The following is a 19,502-nucleotide window of genomic DNA, read 5'->3' on the forward strand; positions in this document are numbered from 1 at the left end:
CGGACGAACCGGACGCCGCCGCCCGGTGCTCGCCGACCAGCTACGGGACGAAGGCGGCTGCGACCATGACCGGCGTGACTGATCTCATCCGTGACCGTCGCGACTCCCGGCCCGTCGAGGCCGCGTGCGCCGCGGCGCAGGCCGCCGCCGACGGCGCGGGCATCGACATCCGCCCCCTGGACAGCGTCGGCGAGCTGGAAGCCGTCCGCCGCCTGTACGAGCACATCTGGCGCACCGGCGAGAACAACCCCCCGGTGACGGCCGACATGCTGCGCGCGTTGTCGAAGGCGGGCAGCTACGTGAGCGGCGCCTTCGACGGCGACCGGATGGTGGGCGCGTGCTTCGGCTTCTTCTCGCCTCCGGCGCGCGCCGCCCTGCACAGTCACATCGCCGGCGTGCTGGCGGGCATGCAGGGCCGCAACGTCGGGTTCGCCATGAAGCTGCACCAGCGGGCCTGGGCGATGCTGCGCGGCGTCGGCGAGATCTGCTGGACCTACGACCCGCTGGTGCGCCGCAACGCCTACTTCAACCTGGCCAAGCTGGGCGCCGACCCGGCCGAGTACCTGCCGGACTTCTACGGCCCCATGGACGACGACATCAACCGCGCCGACGCCACCGACCGCGTCCTGGTCCGCTGGCGGCTGGAGACGCCCGTCGTCGAGGCGGCCTGCGCGGGCCGTCCGGCCGTGGCGGACGCGGCGGCGGCCAGGGCGGCGGGCGCGGCCATGGCGCTGGAGGCGTCGGCGGCGGGCGGGCCGCTGGTCCGGTACGCCCGCGCGGCCACCGTCCTGGTCGGCGTGCCGGGCGACGTCGAGGCGATGCGCGAGAGCGACCCGGCCCGCGCCGCCGACTGGCGCAGGGCGCTGCGGGACGTGCTGGGCGAGCTGCTCGAACAGGGCGGCCGGGTACGCGGCTTCGACCGAACAGGCTGGTACATCGTGGACAGACAGGAGACGGAGTGAAGATCACCGGTGTGGAGGTCCGCACGGTCGAGATGCCGCTCGTGACACCGTTCCGCACGTCGTTCGGCACCGAGACGGTACGGCGGGCGGTGCTGGTGCGGGTCGTCACCGGCGAGGCCGAGGGCTGGGGCGAGTGCGGCGCGGGCACGGCGCCCCTGTACTCCTCGGAGTACACCGACGCCGCCGCCGACGTGCTGACCCGGTTCCTGGTCCCGGCGCTGGCCGGCGTGGCGGACCTGGACGCGCACAAGGTCGCCCCGGCGCTGGCGGCGTTCAAGGGGCATCGGATGGCCAAGGCCGCGCTGGAGACGGCGGTCCTGGACGCGGACCTGCGCGCCCGCGGCGTCCCGCTGGCCCACGCGCTCGGGGCGGTGCGCGACAGCGTGCCGTGCGGGGTGTCGGTGGGCATCACCGGGTCGATCCCGGCGCTGCTGGACGCCGTCGCCGAGTACCTGGACGCGGGCTACCTGCGGATCAAGCTGAAGATCGAGCCCGGCTGGGACGTCGAGCCGGTCCGGGCCGTGCGCGAGCGGTTCGGCGACGTCCCGCTCCAGGTGGACGCCAACACCGCCTACGGGCGCGGCGACGCCCGGCACCTGGCCGGGTTGGACCCGTTCGGCCTGCTGCTGATCGAGCAGCCGTTCGCGCAGGACGACCTGCTCGGGCACGCCCGGCTGGCCGCGCGGATCACGACGCCGATCTGCCTGGACGAGTCGATCGTCTCGGCCCGCGCCGCCGCCGACGCGATCGCGCTCGGGGCCTGCCAGGTGGTCAACATCAAGCCGGGCCGGGTCGGCGGCCATCTGGAGGCCCGGCGCATCCACGACGTGTGCGCCGCGCACGACGTCCCGGTGTGGTGCGGCGGCATGCTGGAGACCGGCGTGGGCCGGGCCGCCAACGTGGCGCTCGCCGCGCTGCCCGGGTTCCTGCTGCCCGGCGACACCTCGGCCTCCGACCGCTACTACCGGACCGACCTGACGCCGCCGTTCCGCCTGGAGGACGGCCACCTCGCCGTGCCGACCGGCCCGGGGATCGGCGTCGCCCCGATCCCGGAGGTGCTGGAGGAGGTCACCGTCGCGACGACGTGGGTGCCGATGCCGTCCTGATCTGTTGGTCGGTTCCGACAGGTCTGCCGGTGGCATTTCGTCGTCCCGGACGAACGATGTGCCACCGGGGCGGCGCTAGCGTCGGGAGCGTGCTCGTCCCCGTGACCGGCCTCCCGCGTGCCAGCCTGGGCCGCGTCCTGGAGGAACTCGGTACCACCCTGCTCCAGGCCGTCTGCGGCGACGCCGGGCTCGCCCGCGACATCGGCGGCGTCGTCATCCACGACCCGCTCGACGAGCCCGAGCTGCCCGCCGACGCGCTCGTCCTCGGTGTCGGCCTGCACGACCCGGCCGAGATCGCGCAGGTCGTGACCCGGCTCGGGCGGCACGGCGCCGCCGCGCTGGTCGTCCGCGCGCCCGTCGTCGCCGACGAACGGCTGGTCGCGGCGGCGGGCCGGGCGGGGGTGGCGGTGCTGGCCTTCGCCCGCGGCGCGTCCTGGACGCACCTGGCCGGCATGCTGCGCGAGCTGACCTCCGACGGCGGCCGGCTCGGCCCCGACGCCCACGCCTCGGGCCGGATCGGGTCCGGCGACCTGTTCGCCGTGGCCAACGCCATCGCCGCGCTGCTCGACGCGCCCGTCACCATCGAGGACCGCCACTCACGGCTGCTGGCCTTCTCCAGCCGCCAGGAGGACACCGACACCTCCCGCGTGCGGACGATCCTGGGCCGCCAGGTCCCCGAGCAGTACACCCGCATTCTGGAGGAACGCGGCGTCTTCCAGGCGATCTACCGCAGCGACCGGCCCGTCTTCGTGGCGCCCCTGCCCGACCCCGAGGGCCGGCAGCCGCCCGCGCTGCCCCGGGTGGCGATCGCGGTGCGCGCCGGCGACGAGATCCTCGGCACGATCTGGGTCGTCGTCCCCGAGGCGCTGGGCGAGGAGCGCAGCCAGGCGCTCTACGAGGCGTCCAAGCTGGTCGCGATGCACATGGTGTGGCAGCGCGCCGACGCCGACATGGAACGGCGGCTGCGGGCCGAGCTGCTGGGCACCGCGCTGGAGAGCGGGCCCGGCTCCCTGGAGGCGGCCCGCCGCCTGGGGCTGAAGGACGAGCCCGCGGTCGTCCTGGCGCTCACCGTCGTCGGCCCGGCGGGCGAGAGCCCGCTGCCCGCCCAGCTCGCCGCCGAGCGCAAGCGGCTCGCCGACGCCTTCGCCATGCACCTGTCGGCCGTGCACCCGCGGGCCGCCGCCGCGCTGGTCGGCGACGTCGCCTACGGCATCCTGCCGCTGCCGCAGAACCGGCAGGACGCCGACGAGCGCGCGGTCCTGGTGGCCACCGAGTTCCTGGCCCGGGTCGGCTCCCGGCTGCGCCCGCTGGTCGGGGTGGGCCGGCCGGCCGGGGACAACTCGGCCCTGGCCCGCTCGCGTTCTGGCGCCGACCGGGCGCTGCGCGTGCTGCGCTCGGGCGGCGCCGGACGGCAGGTGGCCCGCCTGGACGACGTGCACGTGGACGCGCTGCTGCTGGAGCTGGCCGACCTCGTGCCGCGCGGCGACGTCCCCAGCGGGCCGATCGCCCGGGTCGTCGCCTACGACAAGGAGCACCAGACGAGCCTGGTCGAGACGCTGGACGCCTGGCTCGACGCCTTCGGCGACGTCTCGGTGGCCGCCGCCGCGATGTTCGTGCATCCCAACACGTTCCGCTACCGGCTGCGGCGCGCGGCCGAGGTGGGCCGGATCGACCTCGGCTCCCCGGACGCGCGCCTGTCGGCCATGCTGCAGCTGCGCCTGATGTCGATCAGGTCCGCGCCGGACGACTGACCGGGCCGCGCAGGCCGAGCGTGCCGATGAGGAAGGCCAGCCATTCGGCGTCCTGGGCGACCGCCACGTCGTGGGGGGTGGCCGCGCCGTGCCCGGCGTCGTCGAAGACGTGCAGCAGGACGGGCTCGTCCCCCTGCTGGGCCGCCTGGAGGCGGGCGGCGAACTTGCGCGCGTGCCAGGGACGGCAGCGCGGGTCCGTCGCCCCGGCCTGGAGGTAGACCGCGGGGAAGACGCCGGGGCGCACCCGCTCGTACGGCGACATCCGCAGCAGCCGCCGGACCTCCTCGGGGTCGTCCGGGTCGGCCCACGCCTTGCGGATGACGAAGTCGAGGTACGGGTCGCGGGTGCCGCCGATCAGGTCCAGCAGCGGCGCCCGCGGCAGGACGGCCCGCCACAGCTCGGGCCGGCTGGTGACGGCGATCCCGCACATGAGCCCGCCGTCGGAGCCGCCGGTCAGCGCCAGCCGGTCGGCGGCCGTCACGCCGTCGGCGATCAGGTGCTCGGCGACGGCCACCAGGTCGGAGTCGCGGACGTGCCGCCGCTCCCGGTGCGCGGCCCGGTACCAGTCCCCGCCGAACTCGCCGCCACCGCGCAGGTACGCCTGCACCAGCACGCCCCCGGCGGCGACGAAGGCGGCCAGGTCCGGCTGGTACTGGGGAAGCAGGGGCACGTTGGCCGCCCCGTACGCCGAGACGAGCACCGGCGCGGGCCGCGCCGGGTCGAGACCGGCCGGGCGCACCACGTGGTACGGCACCGCGACCCCGTCGGCCGCCACCGCCTGCCCCTCTTCCACCTCGGCGTCGAGCGTGACCGCCGGAGCCGACAGGATGTGCGGCGCGCCCTGGCCGGGCCGGTGCCGGTAGACGCCCCAGGAGCTGGTCAGCGTGGAGAAGGCGAAGACGAAGTCGGCCGCGGGCACGCCGGTGGCCAGGGCGGTCAGGGCGAAGAAGGGGGCGGCGAGCGCGCCCCGGCCGGGCAGCGGCACCTCCCCGGCGACGGCGCCCGCGCGGTCGAGGATCCGCACCCGGGCGAACGTCCGGTCGAACTCGCTGAGGTACAGGTGCTCGCCGACGGGCGTGAGCGAGCGCAGCACGGTCTCGCCCTCGGGGACCAGCTCCGTCCATCCCGACGGGTCGTCCGGGTCGGCGGCGTCGAGCGGGATGGCGACCACCCGGCCGCGCGGCGCGCCGACGTCGGTCACCGCCACGTAGCGGTCGCCGACGACGTGACCGGCGACCGTGCCGGCGCAGCTGGTGACGAAGGGCCGCCACGCGGACCCGGGCACGGACAGGTCGCGGACGGCGCACGGGATCGGGCTGCCCACCCGGTGCGCGGCCACGGCCCAGCGGCCGTCCGGGGAGAACTGGACGAGCGTGTACTCTCGCGAGCCCGCCGGGACCGGGATCGGCTCCACGACGGTCTCGCCCGGCGTCCCGAGGCGGTGGCTGAACACGGCCTGCCGGAACTCCTCCGGGGGGCCGGTGAGCGCGAGGAAGGAGAAGCCGCCGCTGTCGGGCGTCCAGGAGACGCCGCCGGCCCACGCGCTGTGCAGCACCTGGCCGGGCGCGTCGAGCGTGCGGCCGGTGTCCACCTCGACGAGCCGGATGGTGTTGTGCTCGCTGCCGTCGGTGCACACGCCGAGGGCCAGGACGCGGCCGTCCGGGGAGGGCGCCAGCCAGGACAGCACCGCGTCCTGCGCGCCGCCGAACCGCGCCAGGTCGGCCACCGTCCGGCCGGGGCCGTAGGGCTCGTCCGCGACGACCACGGTGGTCGCCGTCCCGCCGGGCGGGGTGACCGGGCGGAACCAGCGGCCGGCCGCGTGCCTGGGCAGGGCCGGGCGGGATCCGGCGTCGAAGGCCAGGATCAGGTCCCGGACGGCCGCCGGATCCTGCCCGTCGTAGGCGACGGCGGCGGCCAGCTCGGCCTGCCGCCGCTGCCACCGCCGCACCTCGGGCGTCTCCTCCTCCAGCCACCGGTACGGATCGGGCACGCGGACGCCCGCGACGTCCTGGACGACCTCGACGGTGCGCGCGGGCGGATAGGAAAGGGTCACGATGACTCCGGCGATTCAGGACGGGCAGGACGGGCGGCGGCGAACTCGGCCTGGAGCCGTTCGAACGCGCCGGGGACCCGGCTGACCCGGCGGACGTGGATCAGGGCGTCGTAGGCGGCCGGGAAGTCGTCCACCGGGTCGAGGCCGCCGCTGGCGAGCGTGCCGTCGATCCCGTCGAACAGCTCGCCCGGCGCGCGGCGCAGGTCGACGACGGTCACGGGCGGGCCGAGCCGGTCCAGCGGCGCCTCGACGCAGTTCGGGGGCAGGGTGCGCGCCTCCAGCGAGACGTCGCAGTCGAACGGGCGCGGGGAGCGCTGCGTGAAGCGCACCTCCGGGCCGGAGCCGTAGGTCGCGCCGACGACGACCATGTCGTCTCCCAGGGACGCGGCGAGCAGGCCGCCCAGCGTCGGCCGGCCGTGGAAGGGCGAGCGCCGGACGTGCGAGTTGTGGGCGCTGACGACGATCCGCTGCTCCCGTTCGAGCACCCATTCCACGGTCTCGGCCATGAACCGGTCCCGGGGATAGGGCGCGCCCGCCGGCCCGGCCTCCCCCGCCTCGGCCTCGTCGGCGAAGGCCTGGAGGGAGGCCGCGCACCGGCGCAGCACCGGGTCCGCCGACCCGAGCGCGCGCCCGGCCAGCTCGCGCAGCCCCGCGAGCAGGCGGGCCCGGCCCGCGGCGGGCATGGCCGCGTACCGGACCGCCGCCTCGGTACGGCCGCCGAGGTCGCTCAGGATCAGCAGCTCCTCGTCGCCCGGCCCGGCCGGCATGCGGTCCAGGCACGCGCGCACGGCCGGGCCGGGCGAGGTGGACGAGCCGGGCAGGTCCATGCCGTAGAAGGAGACCCGCCCCGGGCCCGCCGAGTTGCGGCGGCGCATCCAGCGCAGCTGCCGCCGCATCGGCTCGCACTCGCCGAACCGGTAGGTGATGCCGTCGCGGGCGACCGTCGCGGCCGCGCCGGGCCCGCCGTGGACCCAGGCGTCCACGGCCAGCCCCTCGGCGAAGCCGGACTCCATCACGAACGCCGAGAACCCCAGCTCGCGGACGAGGATGCGGAACAGCCGGTCCTTGAGCCGGTAGAACTCGGTGACGTTGTGCGCCCCCTCGCCGACGGCCACCACGCGGGCGTCGCCGACCAGCTCGCGCAGCGTGCGGGCGTCCGCGACGGCGGCGGCGGCCGGGTCGAGGTGGCGCAGCGGCCGGGCGAAGGCGTCGCGCGTCATGCGTGGAAGTACCAGAGCTCGGGCGTGTACAGGTAGCTGAGCAGGGCCCGGAACGACGACTGCGGGCCGGACAGCGTGTCCTTCCACACGACCAGGGTGTGCGGGGTCGGGAAGAACAGCACGGGCAGCTCCTGGGCGATCTTGGTCACCTCGGCCGACAGGGCGCCGGCGTCGGCGCCGAAGGTCGAGGCGTCGATGAGCCGGTCCACCTCGTCGTCGCGGTAGCCGCCCAGGTTGAAGCTGCCCTTGGCGTTGAACACCGTGTTGCTGCTGGGGTAACCGGCCGCCAGGTAGAGCGGCCCGTAGTCCTGCATCGCCCACTCGTTCTTGTTCGCGGGCGCGAAGGTGTTGCCGTAGTTGGCGTACATGTAGGTGAGGGACTTGGTGACGATCTTGACCTCGACGCCGAGCTTCTTGGCCGCCGAGGCGAAGGCGACGTCCCGGGCGCCGACGTAGGCGGGGGTGTTCGCGGAGGCCAGGGTGAAGCTGATCTTCTGGCCGCGCGGGATGCCCGCGCCGCACTCGCCCGGCCCGGTGCCGGGCCGCACGCAGGTGGTGGCGCCGTTCGGGACCACCTGCCAGCCGTTGTCGGTGAGCAGCTTGGCCGCCGCCGCCGGGTCGTGCGGGTACGGCGGCGCGTCGCCGAACGCCGGCGGGTACGGCGAGCCGCTGCCCGCGGTGCTGTAGTTGGGCGAGCCGGCGCCGTTGTAGATGCCCCGGCCGGCGATGTAGCCCGGCTGGTCGATCAGGCGCTGGAGGGCCTGCCGGACGTACGGCTGCGCGATGATCTTGTCGAAGCCGTTGACGGTGTTGCCGAAGTTGATGGTCAGCGAGTCGAAGCGGGCGGGCGCGGGCGCGCCGTAGACGTTGAACCCCTTGGCCTTCAGCGCGCCGATCTGCGTGATGAAGCCGGAGTCGAGCGTGCCGACGGTCAGGTTCCCCGCCTTGAACTGGTTGAGCACCGCGGCGGCCGAGGTGAACGCCTTGAAGTCGACCTGGTCGAGCCGCGAGTCACCGGGCCCGCTGTAGGACTCGTTGGGCGCCAGCGAGAACGAGCCGGTCGTCGGGTCGAAGCTCTTGAGCCGGAACGGGCCGTTCACCACCTGCCACAGCGGGTTCGTGGCGAACGTGGACTGCGACTCCGACTCCTTGGTGAGGTACTTGTAGATCGCCGTGGCGTTCTTCGGCTTGGTGTAGTCGAGGTGCGGGCCGCCCGCGCGGTCGATGTCCCACGCCTTGGACGGCATCACGTACAGCAGCGTCAGCATCGACATCAGGTACGACGGGTTGTACGCCGTCTCCAGTTCGAGGGTCAGCGTGTCGGGCGCGGCGGCCTTGGCGGTGACCCCGTCGGGGAACTGGCCCGGCGTGTAGAAGCTCCAGTTGGCCGGGCTCTCCGCGAGCGCCGCCTTGAGCAGCGTCAGGGAGAAGACGACGTCACCGGCGGTGACCGGGTTGCCGTCGGACCACTTGTAGTCCTTCATCTTGATGGTCACGGTCTTGCGGTCGGCGCTGTAGACGGGCGGCTCGGCCAGGCTCAGCTCGGCGTCGGCCACCTGGTCGCCCTCGCCGCTGGGCCGGTAGAGGGAGCGCCACATCAGGCCGCGGGCGATGACGGTCCCGTTGGCGGCGGCCGGCGGGTAGGGATAGATGTAGTTCGGGCTGAGGCCGGGGGTCAGCGCGACGGTGACCGTGCCGCCGTCCTTGGGCTTGCCCGACTGCGCCGGCTGGCTGGCGTACCCCGCGGCGGGGTCCTTCGCGGCGCCCCCGCCGCCGGTGCACGCTGTGGCGAGCACCGCCACCGCGGCGGCGAGCGCCACCGCCAGGCGTGCTCGCTGCTTTCCGGACACGTGCGTCATTACAGGCTCCCTACATGTGGGGGTGGAGATGTCAGTCGGCGTTCATCGGTCGGCGGACGTCAGTCGGCCCGGCGCCCGACGGCGTCGCGCAGGGCGTCGGCGAGCAGGTTGAGCGCCAGCACCGTCAGGACGATGCAGCCCCCGACCGGGTAGATCAGCCACCAGTAGTCGGCCGAGATGTAGGCGACGCCGCCGGCGAGCTGGCTGCCCCAGTCCTCGGTCGGGTACGTCAGCCCGAACCCGAGGAAGCCCAGCGCCGCCACGACCAGGATCGCGTCGGCGACCTGGAACGTGATGTTGACGATGATCACGCCGAGCGCGTTCGGGATCAGGTGGGTGAGGATGAGCCGCCGGCGGGAGGCGCCCATCACCCGCGCGGCCAGCACGAACTCCCGCACCCGCAGCGTCAGCACCTCGCCGCGGACCAGCCGGGCGGAGACCAGCCAGGAGAACCCGCCGATGACCAGGCTCAACGACAGCGCGTCGGCGTGGAAGCGGGCCGACAGGATCAGGACGAAGAACAGGAACGGCACCGAGAGCATGACGTCGACCAGGCGCATGAGGAAGCCGTCCACGACGCCGCCGGCCAGGCCGGCGACCGCGCCGTACAGGGTGCCGATCGCGGTGGCGAACAGGGCGGCGAGCAGGCCGATCTGCAGCGACAGGCGGCCGCCGGCCATCAGCCGGCCGAGCACGTCGAAGCCGTTGGCGTCCGTGCCGAGCGGATGGCCGGGGCCGGGCGGCAGGGCCGCGTTGACCAGGTCCACGTCGATCTGGTTGGTGCGGTAGAGCAGCGGCCCGAGGAAGCAGAACCCGGCGATCAGCAGCAGGAGCAGGCCGCCGGTCAGGCCGAGCGGGCTGCGCCGCAGCCCGCGCAGCACCGAGCGCCGGCTCCGCGCCGGGACGGCCTCGGCCTCAGGCCGGGCCTCCACGTTCTGTGTGGTCATTTCGTCAGCTCGATTCGGCGGTCGGCGGCGGCGACCACGAGGTCGGCGACGAAGTTGCCGGCCACGGTCAGGACGCCTCCGACGAGGGTGTAGGCGAGCAGCACCGGATAGTCCTCGCGTTGCAGGCTGTTGAGGAACAACAGGCCGAGGCCGGGATAGTTGAACAGCGACTCGACGATCAGGTTGCCCGCCAGGAGGGTGGGGATGAGCGTGCCGACCAGGGTGACCAGCGGCAGGCAGGCGTTGCGCAGCAGGTGGCGCAGCAGGATCAGCCGCTCGGGCAGACCCTTGGCCCGCGCCACCCGGATGTAGTCCTGGCCGAGCTGGTCCAGGGCCGAGGAGCGCTGGTACTGCGCGAAGACCGCGACGCTCGCCGCGGCCAGCGTGATGACCGGCAGCGCCATCGCCCGCGGATCGGTGAGCACGACCCAGGGCGAGTGCGACTGGGACGCCTCCGCCGGGAAGATCGGCAGCGCCTGGCTGAAGACGGCGATGAGGATCAGCCCGAGCAGGAACGACGGCGTCGCGTAGAGCACGTACGAGACCGCCGTGAGCAGCCGGTCGGCGACGCTGTTGCGCCGGACCGCCTGCAGCACGCCGAGCGGCACGGCGATCACCAGCGCCACCGCCAGGCCGGCCGCCGAGAGCATCGCGCTGCGGCCGGCGTTCTGCCCGAGCAGGGTGGCCACGTTCTCGTTCAGCTTGTACGACCTGCCCAGGTCTCCCCGGGCGAGCTGGCCCAGGTAGCCGACGTACTGGGCGAGGACCGGGCGGTCGTACCCGTGCTGCCGGTTGAAGTCGGCGACCGCCTCGGGCGAGGCGCGCTGCCCCAGGACCACCCGCCCGGGGCTGTCCGAGACGAGGTGCAGCAGCAGGAACACCACCGCGGAGATGCCGAGCAGGACGACGACCGAGATCGCCAGGCGCCGGACGACGTACCAGGTCATGACCGGGAGGCTCCCTTCAGCGGGGTGGCCGCGGGTTCGAGCGGCTGGAGCGGGTGGTGGCAGGCGACCTGGTGGCTGCCGGTGACCGGCCGCGGAAGGGGCTCGGCCTGGGCGCACAGGTCGTCGGCCAGGGCGCAGCGGGTGCGGAAGCGGCAGCCGCTGGGCGGGTCGATCGGGCTCGGCAGCTCGCCGCGCACGCGTTCGCCGCGCGGCTGCCGGGCCTGCGGGTCCGCGTCGGGGACGGCGGCCAGCAGGCCGGCGGTGTAGGGGTGGGCGGGGGCGCCGTACACCTCTTCGGTGGTGCCGGTCTCGACCAGCTTGCCCAGGTACATGACGCCGACCCGGTCGGCCAGGTACCGCACGACGGCGAGGTCGTGCGAGATCACCACGCTGCTGAGGCCGCGTTCGAGCTGGATGGCGCGCATGAGGTTGAGCACCTGGGAGCGGATGGACACGTCCAGGGCGCTGACCGGCTCGTCGGCGACCAGCACCGCCGGGTCCAGGGCCAGGGCGCGGGCCAGGTTCACCCGCTGCCGCTGCCCGCCGGACAGCTCGTGGGGGTAGCGCTCCATGACGCCCGCGGGAAGGCCGACGTCCCGCAGCAGCTCGCGGGCGCGGGCCGTGCGGTGGGCGCGGTCGCCCGCGCCCTGGATCGCCAGCGGCTCGCGCAGGATCGTGCCGATGCGCATGCGGGGGTCGAGGGCGGCGCCGGAGTCCTGGAACATCATCTGCAGCCGGCTCCGGCGCGGTCCGAGCGCCCGCGCGCCCATCCGGCTGACCGGCTCGCCGTCGAAGATCACCTCGCCGGAGGTGGGCCGGTCGAGGGCGACGAGCATCCTGCCCAGGGTGGACTTCCCGCACCCCGACTCGCCGACCAGCCCGAAGGTCTCCCCCGCCGCCACCTCGAAGCTCACGCCGGAGACCGCCTTGAGGGTGCGGCGCGCGCCGAACAGGCCCCTGCCGCCGACCGGGTACTCGCGCCTGAGGTCGACGACGCGCAACCGCGGCGCGCGCTCCGCAGCCGCCGCGGGCTCCACCGGGCGGGTGCGGAAGCGGCTCTGCACCCGGTCGGCCGGTCCGGTGGCCGGGTGGTGGCAGGCGTGGACGTGCCCGTCGTCCTCGACGGCGGGGGCCGGACGCTCCTCGCGGCACCGGTCGGTGGCGGCGTCGCAGCGCGGCGCGAACGGGCAGCCGGGCCCGGCCGCGGTCAGGTCGGGCGGCGCGCCGGGGATGCTGAACAGCCGCTCGTCCCGGTCGTGGGTGAGCGAGGGGATCGAGGCCAGCAGCGCGTGCGTGTAGCGGTGCCGGGTCCGGGCGAAGAGCACGGGGGTGGGGGCGGTCTCGGCCAGGCGGCCGGCGTACATGACGCCGACGCGGTCGGCGTGCCGGGCGATGACGCCCATGTCGTGGGTGATGAGGATCATCGACATGCCGAGCCGGGAGCGCAGGCCGTCCAGGAGGTCGAGGATCTCGGCCTGGATGGTGACGTCGAGCGCCGTGGTGGGCTCGTCGGCGATGACGACCCGCGGCTCGCAGGCCAGCGCCATCGCGATCATCACGCGCTGCCGCATGCCGCCGGAGAGCTGGTGCGGGTAGTCGTCCATGCGCTCGGCCGGGCGGGGCAGGCCGACCAGGGCGAGCACCTCGGCGGCGCGGTCGCGGGCGGCCCGCCTGGAGGCGCCGTGGTGCAGCCGGACCGGCTCGGCGACCTGCTCGCCGATGCGCCTGGTCGGGTTCAGCGCCGTCAGCGAGTCCTGGAACACCATCGCGATCTCGTTGCCGCGCAGGGCCCGGTAGCGGGCGGCGGGCAGGCCGACCAGCTCCTCGCCGCCGAAGTCGATCGAGCCGCCGGTCACCCGGCCGCCGGCCGGCAGCATGCCCATGATCGCGAGACCGGTCATGGACTTGCCGGACCCGGTCTCGCCGACGATCCCCAGGGTCTCGCCGCGGTTCAGCACCAGACTGACGTCCGAGACCGGGCGGACGACCCTGTCGCCGCGCCGGATCTCGACCGACAGATCCCGGATCGCCAGCACGCGATCGCTCTCCAAATCCATCCGACGATAGTGGGACCCGCGTCCCCGGCGGTGTTCGTCGCGGACATCGAACGTTGGGGCGGGGGTTCGTCCGGGCGTACCAACTGATCAGCGCGGTGCGGAGACGGGGGCGGGCATGAGGACGGCCCGCCGGCGCTGTGCGCGGGCGGGCCGTCCTCGGTGCGGTGGGTCAGCCGGACGTGCGGCGGTCGGCGCGGCCGTCGTGCAGGTAGAGGGCGCGGCCGGTCCCGTCGTCGCCGAGGAAGGCGATCGGGGCGTGCGCGCCGCGCTCGGGTTCGAGGGGGATCAGCACGTCGTCGCGCCAGGCGGCCAGCTCGGTGCGGTACGGCACCTCGTCCAGGTCGGCGGTGATGCCCACGGGCGTCCGGCGCAGCCACAGCCGCCCGGCGCCGTCCAGGGTCACCTCCGTCTCGCAGGTGCTCGACGTGTACGTGCCGGCGTACCGGGCGGCGTTCGCGGGCGGGACGGGGGCCGGGCCGGGCGCCGGGGGCGCGGGCACCTCGACCCCGCCCAGCTCGCCCAGCACGCGGCCGGTGATCTCGGCGAACACGGGCCGCGTCCGGCCGCCGTTGGCGACGACGACCACGGCCACGTCGCGCTCCGGCGCCACGCGCAGGCACGCCGCCTGGCCGACGGTGCTGCCGTCGTGGCCGAAGACGGCGCCGCCGGGCCGGTCGAAGAGCTCCCAGCCCAGGCCCCAGGCCGTGCCCTGGGCGAAGTCGGGCAGCCTGACCTGCGGCCGCCGCATCTCCGCGACGCTCTCCGCGCTCAGCACACGGGCTCCGTCCGGGCCGGTGCCGCCGGCGAGGTGCATGCGGGCGAAGGCCAGCAGGTCACGCGGCGGCATCGCCAGCATCGAGCCGGCGGGCGCGTTCGAGCGGGCCAGCGCCCACACCGGGGTCGGCCGGTACGGGCCGTCCGGCGTGCGCTGGACGTGGCCGACCGCCGTGCGGTGCACGATCGCCTCGTACGGGTCGCAGGCGGCGTGGGTCATGCCGAGCGGCGTGAGCAGGTGGTCGCGCAGGCACGCGTCGAACGGCTTGCCCCGCACGACCTCGATGATCCGGCCCAGCACGCAGTAGCCGGCGTTGTTGTAGGAGAACATCTCGCCGGGCTCGAACAGCTGCGGCACGTCGTGCAGGACGTCCAGGAACCGTTCGACGCAGTCGTCGCCCTTGCCGGTGTCGGTGAAGACGTCCCCCTCGAAGCCCGCGACGTGGCACATGAGCTGGCGCGGGGTGATCCGCCGGGCGGCCCGCTCGTCACCGATCCGGAACGCCGGGAGGCGGTCGCGCACGGGCGCGTCCAGGTCGAGCAGGCCCTCGTCGGCCAGTTGCATGGCCAGCGTCGCGGTCAGCACCTTGGTGATCGAGCCGATCTGGAACAGGGAGCCGGGGGTCGCCTCGACGCCCGTCGCCGTGCTCAGCGTCCCGGCCGCGACCTCGACCGTCCGGCCGCCCGCGTGGACCGCCACGGCGGCCCCGGGCACCTGGTTCTCGGCGAGCAGTCCCGCCAGCCGGTGACGCAGCCACGCATCGATCTCCTCCAGCTCCGGCACCGGTGTCCCCCCCTGGTCGACTCCGCCCGACCCTAGAGCCGGCGGGGACCACCCGGTTCGTCCACCCCCACTATGACGGCCCCGGTTCTTCGTCGGAACGACCCAGACCGATGTGATCTATGACAGATATTTCAGTATTGCCTGACTCGCTGTCATATGCGATGTTCCGCTCACAAGCCGCATGAGCACAGCTCATGTCACCCCCGGAGAAAGGCGTTTCCATGCGTCGAATCTCAACCCTGTTAGCCCTGGCCTCCGGCGTCTGCCTGGCACTGTCCGGCTGGGCCACCGCCGCCGAGGCCGACTCCCCGGCCGCCGCCGACCAGCAGCGCTACATCGTCCAGCTCTCTGGCGTGTCGCGGGCGCAGGTGGCGAACGAGGCGCAGCAGCAGGTCACGGCGCACAAGGGCGTGCTGGTGGGAACCTACCGGTACGCCTTCAACGGCTACTCGGCCCTCTTCACCCCGAGGAGGCCGCCAAGCTGAAGGGCGACCCCGGTGTGCTCACCGTCGAGCCCGACCACGAGGTGCACGCCTTCGCGCAGACCGTGCCGAGCGGCATCAAGCGCATCTTCGCCGACCAGAACATCAACCTCGACATCGACGGCACCGACGACGTCCGCGTCGACGTGGACGCGGCGGTCGTGGACACCGGCGTCGACCTCGACCACCCCGACCTGAACGTGGTGGCCAGCACCAACTGCACCAGCGGCGTCTGCTCGGGCACCGGCGACGACGACAACGGGCACGGCAGCCACGTGGCCGGCACGATCGGCGCCATCGACAACTCCGTCGGCGCGGTCGGCGTCGCCCCCGGCGCCCGCATCCACGCCGTCAAGGTGCTCAACTCGGCGGGCTCCGGCACGCTGGCCGGCATCGCCGCCGGTCTCGACTGGGTCGTGGCCAGGGCGAGCACGATCGAGGTCATCAACCTGAGCCTCGGCTGCCAGGGCTGCAGCAGCTCCGCGATCAGCAACGCGATCACGAACGCCACCAACGCGGGCATCGTCGTCGTCGTGGCCGCCGGCAACAGCTCGGCCGACGCCTCCGGCTTCTTCCCCGCCAACCACCCCGACGTCGTCACCGTCTCGGCCGTGACCGACTTCGACGGCCAGCCCGGCGGCCTGGCCGGCACGATCACCGTGCCGTGCCGCACCGACGGCGCGACCGACACCGACGACACCCTCGCCTGGTTCTCCAACTACGGCACCACGGTCGAGGTCGCCGCCCCCGGCACCTGCATCTACTCCACGTGGATGAACGGCGGCTACAACACCATCAGCGGCACCTCCATGGCCAGCCCGCACGTCGCGGGCGCCGCGGCCGTGCTGACCAGCGGCTCGAACAAGCCCACCACCCGGGCGGGGGCGCTGGCCGTACGGGACAAGCTCAAGGCCACGGGCAACCTCAACTGGACCGACGACGCCGGCGACGGGGTCAAGGAGCCGCTGCTCGACGTGCACGACGCCACGCAGTACCCGCCGACGACCGGTGGCAACCAGCCGCCGGTGGCCGGCTTCACCCAGTCGTGCGACAACACCACGCGGGCGTGCTCGTTCAACGGCTCCGGCTCCAGCGACCCGGACGGCAGCATCGCCTCCTACGCGTGGACCTTCGGCGACGGCTCCACCGGCAGCGGCGCGACCGTGTCGCACACCTACGCCGCCGCGGGCACGTACACCGTGACCCTCACCGTGACCGACAACGGCGGGGCCACGAACTCCACCAGCAAGAGCATCACGGTCGGGAACACCCCCGGGAACTGCACCGGCTACCAGACGCCGTTCTCCGGCAACCTGACCAGCGGGCAGAACGTGTACTACCCGAACAGCTCCGGCTACACGGCCGCCGCCGGGACGCACCGGGCGTGCCTCGACGGGCCCTCCGGCGTGGACTTCGACCTGTACCTGCAGAAGCAGGGCATCCTCGGCTGGACCACGGTGGCCAGCAGCGCGGGCAGCGGGCCTGACGAGTCGCTGACCTACAACGGCACGGCGGGCACCTACCGCATCCGCGTGTACGCGTACAGCGGAAGCGGCGCCTACACGGGCGGCTACACCAAGCCGTAACCCCACACCTTCGCGACCCCGTGCCCCACACGGGGTCGCTCCCCTTTCCGGCCCCCCGTGCCCCACACGGGGTCGCTCCCCTTTCCGGCCCCCGCGTTCCCCTGCACGGGGGTGGCCCCCGTTCTCCGGCCTCCCGCGTTCTCCCACACGGGATCGCGCTTCCCCATCCGCGTTTCGACCCGATCGCGGGCACGCCGCGTCCGGGGCCGCTACGGTCGCACACGAGCCGGGCTCGTCAAGGTCGCCGAACTGTGCCCACTCCCGCCGTGAGCCGGGGTTCGAGCTCGGGGAAGGAGCCGTCGCCGAACAGGATCCGCGCGGCCAGCGCCCGGCCGGGACGGGTGCGCAGGACGGTCACCGCGGCCTCCGCCGCGACCGGTGACCGGATCCCCGCAGACAGCCGCCGCAGCAACAACCGGCCCCGGAACCGGGCCCGCAGCGCGGCCCCGTCGTACCGCTTCAGCACCTCTCGGTCACCGGTACGCAGATAGTCGGCGATCACCGACGCGGCCAGCTCGGACATCCGCAGGCAAGGGTCCAGCCCACCGGCCGTCAGGGGCGACACCGCGCCCGCCGCGTCCCCGACCAGCAGCCCGTCCGGGCACGCCAGCCGCCGCAGCACGCCCCCGACCGGGATCGGGCCTCCCCGGCGCTCGACCGGCCCGGCGGGCGTCGCGCGACCGGGCGCGTCGGCGGCGAAGGCGTCCAGCAGACGGCGGACGCCGGCCCGCATCGCCCCCGGCTCCCCCGCGACCCCCACGTGGGCGTGCCGCCCGTCGTCCACCACCCACCCGAGGTACCCCGGAGCCACCCGGGGATCCAGCACGCAGTGGAACGCCGGAACGCCCGAACCCGGCGCGACGGCATGAACGATCTCGGCGCCGACGAGAAAGCGTCGGTTGACGTCGAGACCGAGATCACGCGCCACCCGCGACCGCGCCCCATCCGCCCCCACGACAAACCTGACCCCCACCACCTCCACCCCCACAACACCGTCCACGCCGACCGCGCCCTCCGCGCCCTCCGCGGCCACGGCGCCGCTTGTGCGCTCCAGGCGTACGAGGCCCGATGAGCTGCCCGCGTACCGGACGCCCAGCAGGACCCGGGCGCCGGCCGACTCCGCCGCGCGGCGGGCGTGCTCGTAGACGGCGGCCATGTCGGCCACCCGGAACTCGTCCCGGTCGCTGGTGAGCCGGATCGGCGAGCGCCGCGACGGCGGATACAGCAGGACGTCCCGGACACCGGGCCCGAGCAGGTGGCCGGGCAGGTCGAAGTCGTCGAGCGTGCGGCGTACGAAGATCCCGGTGGTCCGGACGCCGGCCGCCAACGACCTGCGGCGATCGACGACCATGACGTCCAGCCCCCGCCGGGCCAGCAGGCGGGCGGTGCTCAACCCGGCCAGCCCCGCCCCCACCACCAGAACGTCCACTGTCTGCATATTCCGGGACGTTAGGCCCGAACCCCCATCCAAGGGGCAGTCTGCACGGTACCCGCCCCCAACCTGCACACCCCCACCACACCACCGGCGGCACGTTCACACAGAGGCCCGAGGCCGGCAGTCAGGACCGCGCACCGCGCCCACGGGCGAGGGACGTCAGCGCACCGCCCCCACGGGCGAGGGACGTCAGCGCACCGCCCCCACGGGCGAGGGACGTCAGCGCACCGCGCCCACGGGCGAGGGACGTCAGCGCACCGCGCCCACGGGCGAGGGACGTCAGCGCACCGCGCCCACGACCGCCTTGCCCTCGTGGGCCGCCGCCGTGTAGAACGGCGCCAGCGCCTCCAGCCCTTCGTACGTCCCGCCCGCGTGACCGGCGCCGAACCTCCACCCCTCCTCGGCCAGGCCCCGCGCGACCGCCGCCACCTGACCGGGATCCAGCACGAACGGCGGCCCGTAGCCGACCTCGCACCCGGCCACGTCGTTCGCGCCGTCCTCGCCGGTGGCCGCCGCCAGCCAGGGGAAGCAGTGCCTCCATCGCGCGGTGCCGTGCTCGGCCTCGGCGCGTCCCTCGGCGATGGCGGTGAGCGAGCGGTGGTCGTCCGCGAACACGTCCGTCTCTGGAGGGAGACCGCGCGACCGGCCCTCAAGGACGGCCCCGATGAGGGCGGGGTCGGCCCGTACGGACTCCAGCAGCGCGGCCTCGATCTTCGCGAGGCTCAACCTCATCGACACGATCAGGAATCGTACGCGGCGCCCGGCACGTCCGGATGCTCCTGGAGTGCGGCGAACGGCCCCCGATCGACCACGATCACCTTGTCGCCGGCGTACCCGTCCAGGTCAGCGGCGTTCCAGCTCTCGCCCGGCCTGATCTGGTGGAACCGGAACGTCGCGCTGGTCTCGTTCGCGGTCACGACGCAGCGCACCGGGCCGCGCGGGTGCAGGGCGCGGGCGAGCCGGACGACCTCCAGGGCGAGCGCCACGCCGTGCAGCAGCATCACGCGCTGGCCGTCGTCGCCGATCACCGGCGCGTGGTCGACGGTGACGACCTCGACCGGGACGAAGTCCTCCAGATGCACGGAACTCCGGTCGCACTCCCAGCCGGTGAGGTCGTGGAAGGGCGCGGGGGCACGTTCGGCGCCGTCCGTCGAGACGGCCCAGCCGAGCACCTCACCCCGCCGGACCAGCCCCTGGGCCACGCGTTCCCGCAGGCCGGAAGCGAGGCCGCCCGGCGGTGCCGGCAGAGCCGGGCCGCCCGGCACACCGAGCAGACCGGCCGCGGAGTCGTTCATCGTCACGCGCAGCACACCGTCCATGATCCCGGCCACGGCGCCCCCGAGAGCAACCGGCCGACCATGCGGCCCGAAGGCCCGAAGGCCCGAAGGCCCGAAGGCCCGGGAGCCCGGAAGCCAGGGACCGGGGGCCCGAGGTGCCCGAGGTGCCAAGGGATCAGGGGCCCGGGGCCGGGGCCGGGAACCGGGAACCGGGGCCGGGAACCGGGGCCGGGAACCGGGGCCGGGAACCGGGGCCGGGAAC

The 19,502-nt window shown here is 74.3% G+C and carries 15 protein-coding genes; 5 read left to right on the top strand and 10 right to left on the bottom strand.

Annotated features, from left to right (window positions below):
- The first annotated feature begins 74 nt into the window (after nt 1–74).
- The 3 genes from ACWEJ6_RS31165 (at nt 75) to ACWEJ6_RS31175 (ending at nt 3,819) form a co-directional block, all read left to right on the top strand.
- Complete coding sequence (locus ACWEJ6_RS31165; RefSeq protein ID WP_452428359.1) at nt 75–962, top strand: GNAT family N-acetyltransferase; 888 nt, start codon at nt 75–77, stop codon at nt 960–962.
- Nucleotides 959–2,068: an o-succinylbenzoate synthase gene (gene menC / locus ACWEJ6_RS31170; protein ID WP_452428361.1), complete on the top strand. Its 1,110-nt coding sequence runs from the start codon at nt 959–961 to the stop codon at nt 2,066–2,068. The genes ACWEJ6_RS31165 and menC overlap by 4 nt, the downstream gene beginning before the upstream one ends.
- A gap of 89 nt (nt 2,069–2,157) precedes the next feature.
- Nucleotides 2,158–3,819 (top strand): PucR family transcriptional regulator, encoded by a 1,662-nt coding sequence (locus ACWEJ6_RS31175; RefSeq protein WP_387670171.1) that lies wholly within the window; start codon nt 2,158–2,160, stop codon nt 3,817–3,819.
- Here the strand turns inward: ACWEJ6_RS31175 and ACWEJ6_RS31180 are convergent.
- From ACWEJ6_RS31180 to ACWEJ6_RS31210, 7 genes are all read right to left on the bottom strand, one after another.
- Complete coding sequence (locus ACWEJ6_RS31180) at nt 3,797–5,872, bottom strand: prolyl oligopeptidase family serine peptidase (protein WP_452428363.1); 2,076 nt, start codon at nt 5,870–5,872, stop codon at nt 3,797–3,799. The genes ACWEJ6_RS31175 and ACWEJ6_RS31180 overlap by 23 nt on opposite strands.
- Nucleotides 5,869–7,092 carry an erythromycin esterase family protein gene (locus ACWEJ6_RS31185; protein ID WP_452428365.1) on the bottom strand — a complete coding sequence of 408 codons (1,224 nt, stop codon included), beginning with the start codon at nt 7,090–7,092 and terminating at the stop codon, nt 5,869–5,871. Before ACWEJ6_RS31185 ends, ACWEJ6_RS31180 begins: the two co-directional genes overlap by 4 nt.
- Nucleotides 7,089–8,951, bottom strand: a complete 1,863-nt coding sequence (locus ACWEJ6_RS31190; protein ID WP_452428367.1) for an ABC transporter substrate-binding protein — start codon at nt 8,949–8,951, stop codon at nt 7,089–7,091. The genes ACWEJ6_RS31185 and ACWEJ6_RS31190 overlap by 4 nt, the downstream gene beginning before the upstream one ends.
- Before the next feature lie 59 nt (nt 8,952–9,010).
- The gene (locus tag ACWEJ6_RS31195) at nt 9,011–9,898 is read right to left on the bottom strand and encodes an ABC transporter permease (protein ID WP_352353874.1); all 888 of its coding nucleotides are present in this window, start codon (nt 9,896–9,898) and stop codon (nt 9,011–9,013) included.
- Nucleotides 9,895–10,845, bottom strand: a complete 951-nt coding sequence (locus tag ACWEJ6_RS31200) for an ABC transporter permease (RefSeq protein WP_358293491.1) — start codon at nt 10,843–10,845, stop codon at nt 9,895–9,897. The genes ACWEJ6_RS31195 and ACWEJ6_RS31200 overlap by 4 nt, the downstream gene beginning before the upstream one ends.
- Entirely contained in the window at nt 10,842–12,902 is a 2,061-nt protein-coding gene (locus ACWEJ6_RS31205) for a dipeptide ABC transporter ATP-binding protein (protein WP_452428370.1), read from the bottom strand. Before ACWEJ6_RS31205 ends, ACWEJ6_RS31200 begins: the two co-directional genes overlap by 4 nt.
- A 169-nt stretch (nt 12,903–13,071) precedes the next feature.
- A complete protein-coding gene (locus ACWEJ6_RS31210) occupies nt 13,072–14,460 on the bottom strand; it encodes a serine hydrolase domain-containing protein (protein ID WP_452428372.1) in 1,389 nt (462 codons plus the stop codon).
- A gap of 221 nt (nt 14,461–14,681) precedes the next feature.
- Here ACWEJ6_RS31210 and ACWEJ6_RS31215 point away from each other — a divergent pair, with 221 nt between their 5' ends.
- Nucleotides 14,682–14,945: a hypothetical protein gene (locus ACWEJ6_RS31215; protein ID WP_452428374.1), complete on the top strand. Its 264-nt coding sequence runs from the start codon at nt 14,682–14,684 to the stop codon at nt 14,943–14,945.
- Between the two features lie 14 nt (nt 14,946–14,959).
- Nucleotides 14,960–16,528 (top strand): S8 family serine peptidase, encoded by a 1,569-nt coding sequence (locus ACWEJ6_RS31220; RefSeq protein WP_452428376.1) that lies wholly within the window; start codon nt 14,960–14,962, stop codon nt 16,526–16,528.
- A gap of 235 nt (nt 16,529–16,763) precedes the next feature.
- Here ACWEJ6_RS31220 and ACWEJ6_RS31225 read toward each other — a convergent pair whose 3' ends face one another.
- The 3 genes from ACWEJ6_RS31225 to ACWEJ6_RS31235 form a co-directional block, all read right to left on the bottom strand.
- Nucleotides 16,764–17,966, bottom strand: coding sequence for an FAD-dependent oxidoreductase (locus ACWEJ6_RS31225; RefSeq protein ID WP_452428378.1), 1,203 nt, complete (start codon nt 17,964–17,966; stop codon nt 16,764–16,766).
- A gap of 276 nt (nt 17,967–18,242) precedes the next feature.
- A complete protein-coding gene (locus ACWEJ6_RS31230) occupies nt 18,243–18,701 on the bottom strand; it encodes a hypothetical protein (protein ID WP_452428380.1) in 459 nt (152 codons plus the stop codon).
- Between the two features lie 2 nt (nt 18,702–18,703).
- A complete protein-coding gene (locus ACWEJ6_RS31235; RefSeq protein WP_452428382.1) occupies nt 18,704–19,273 on the bottom strand; it encodes a hypothetical protein in 570 nt (189 codons plus the stop codon).
- Between the last annotated feature and the right edge of the window lie 229 nt (nt 19,274–19,502).

The sequence above is a fragment of the Nonomuraea sp. NPDC004702 genome, assembly GCF_053601695.1.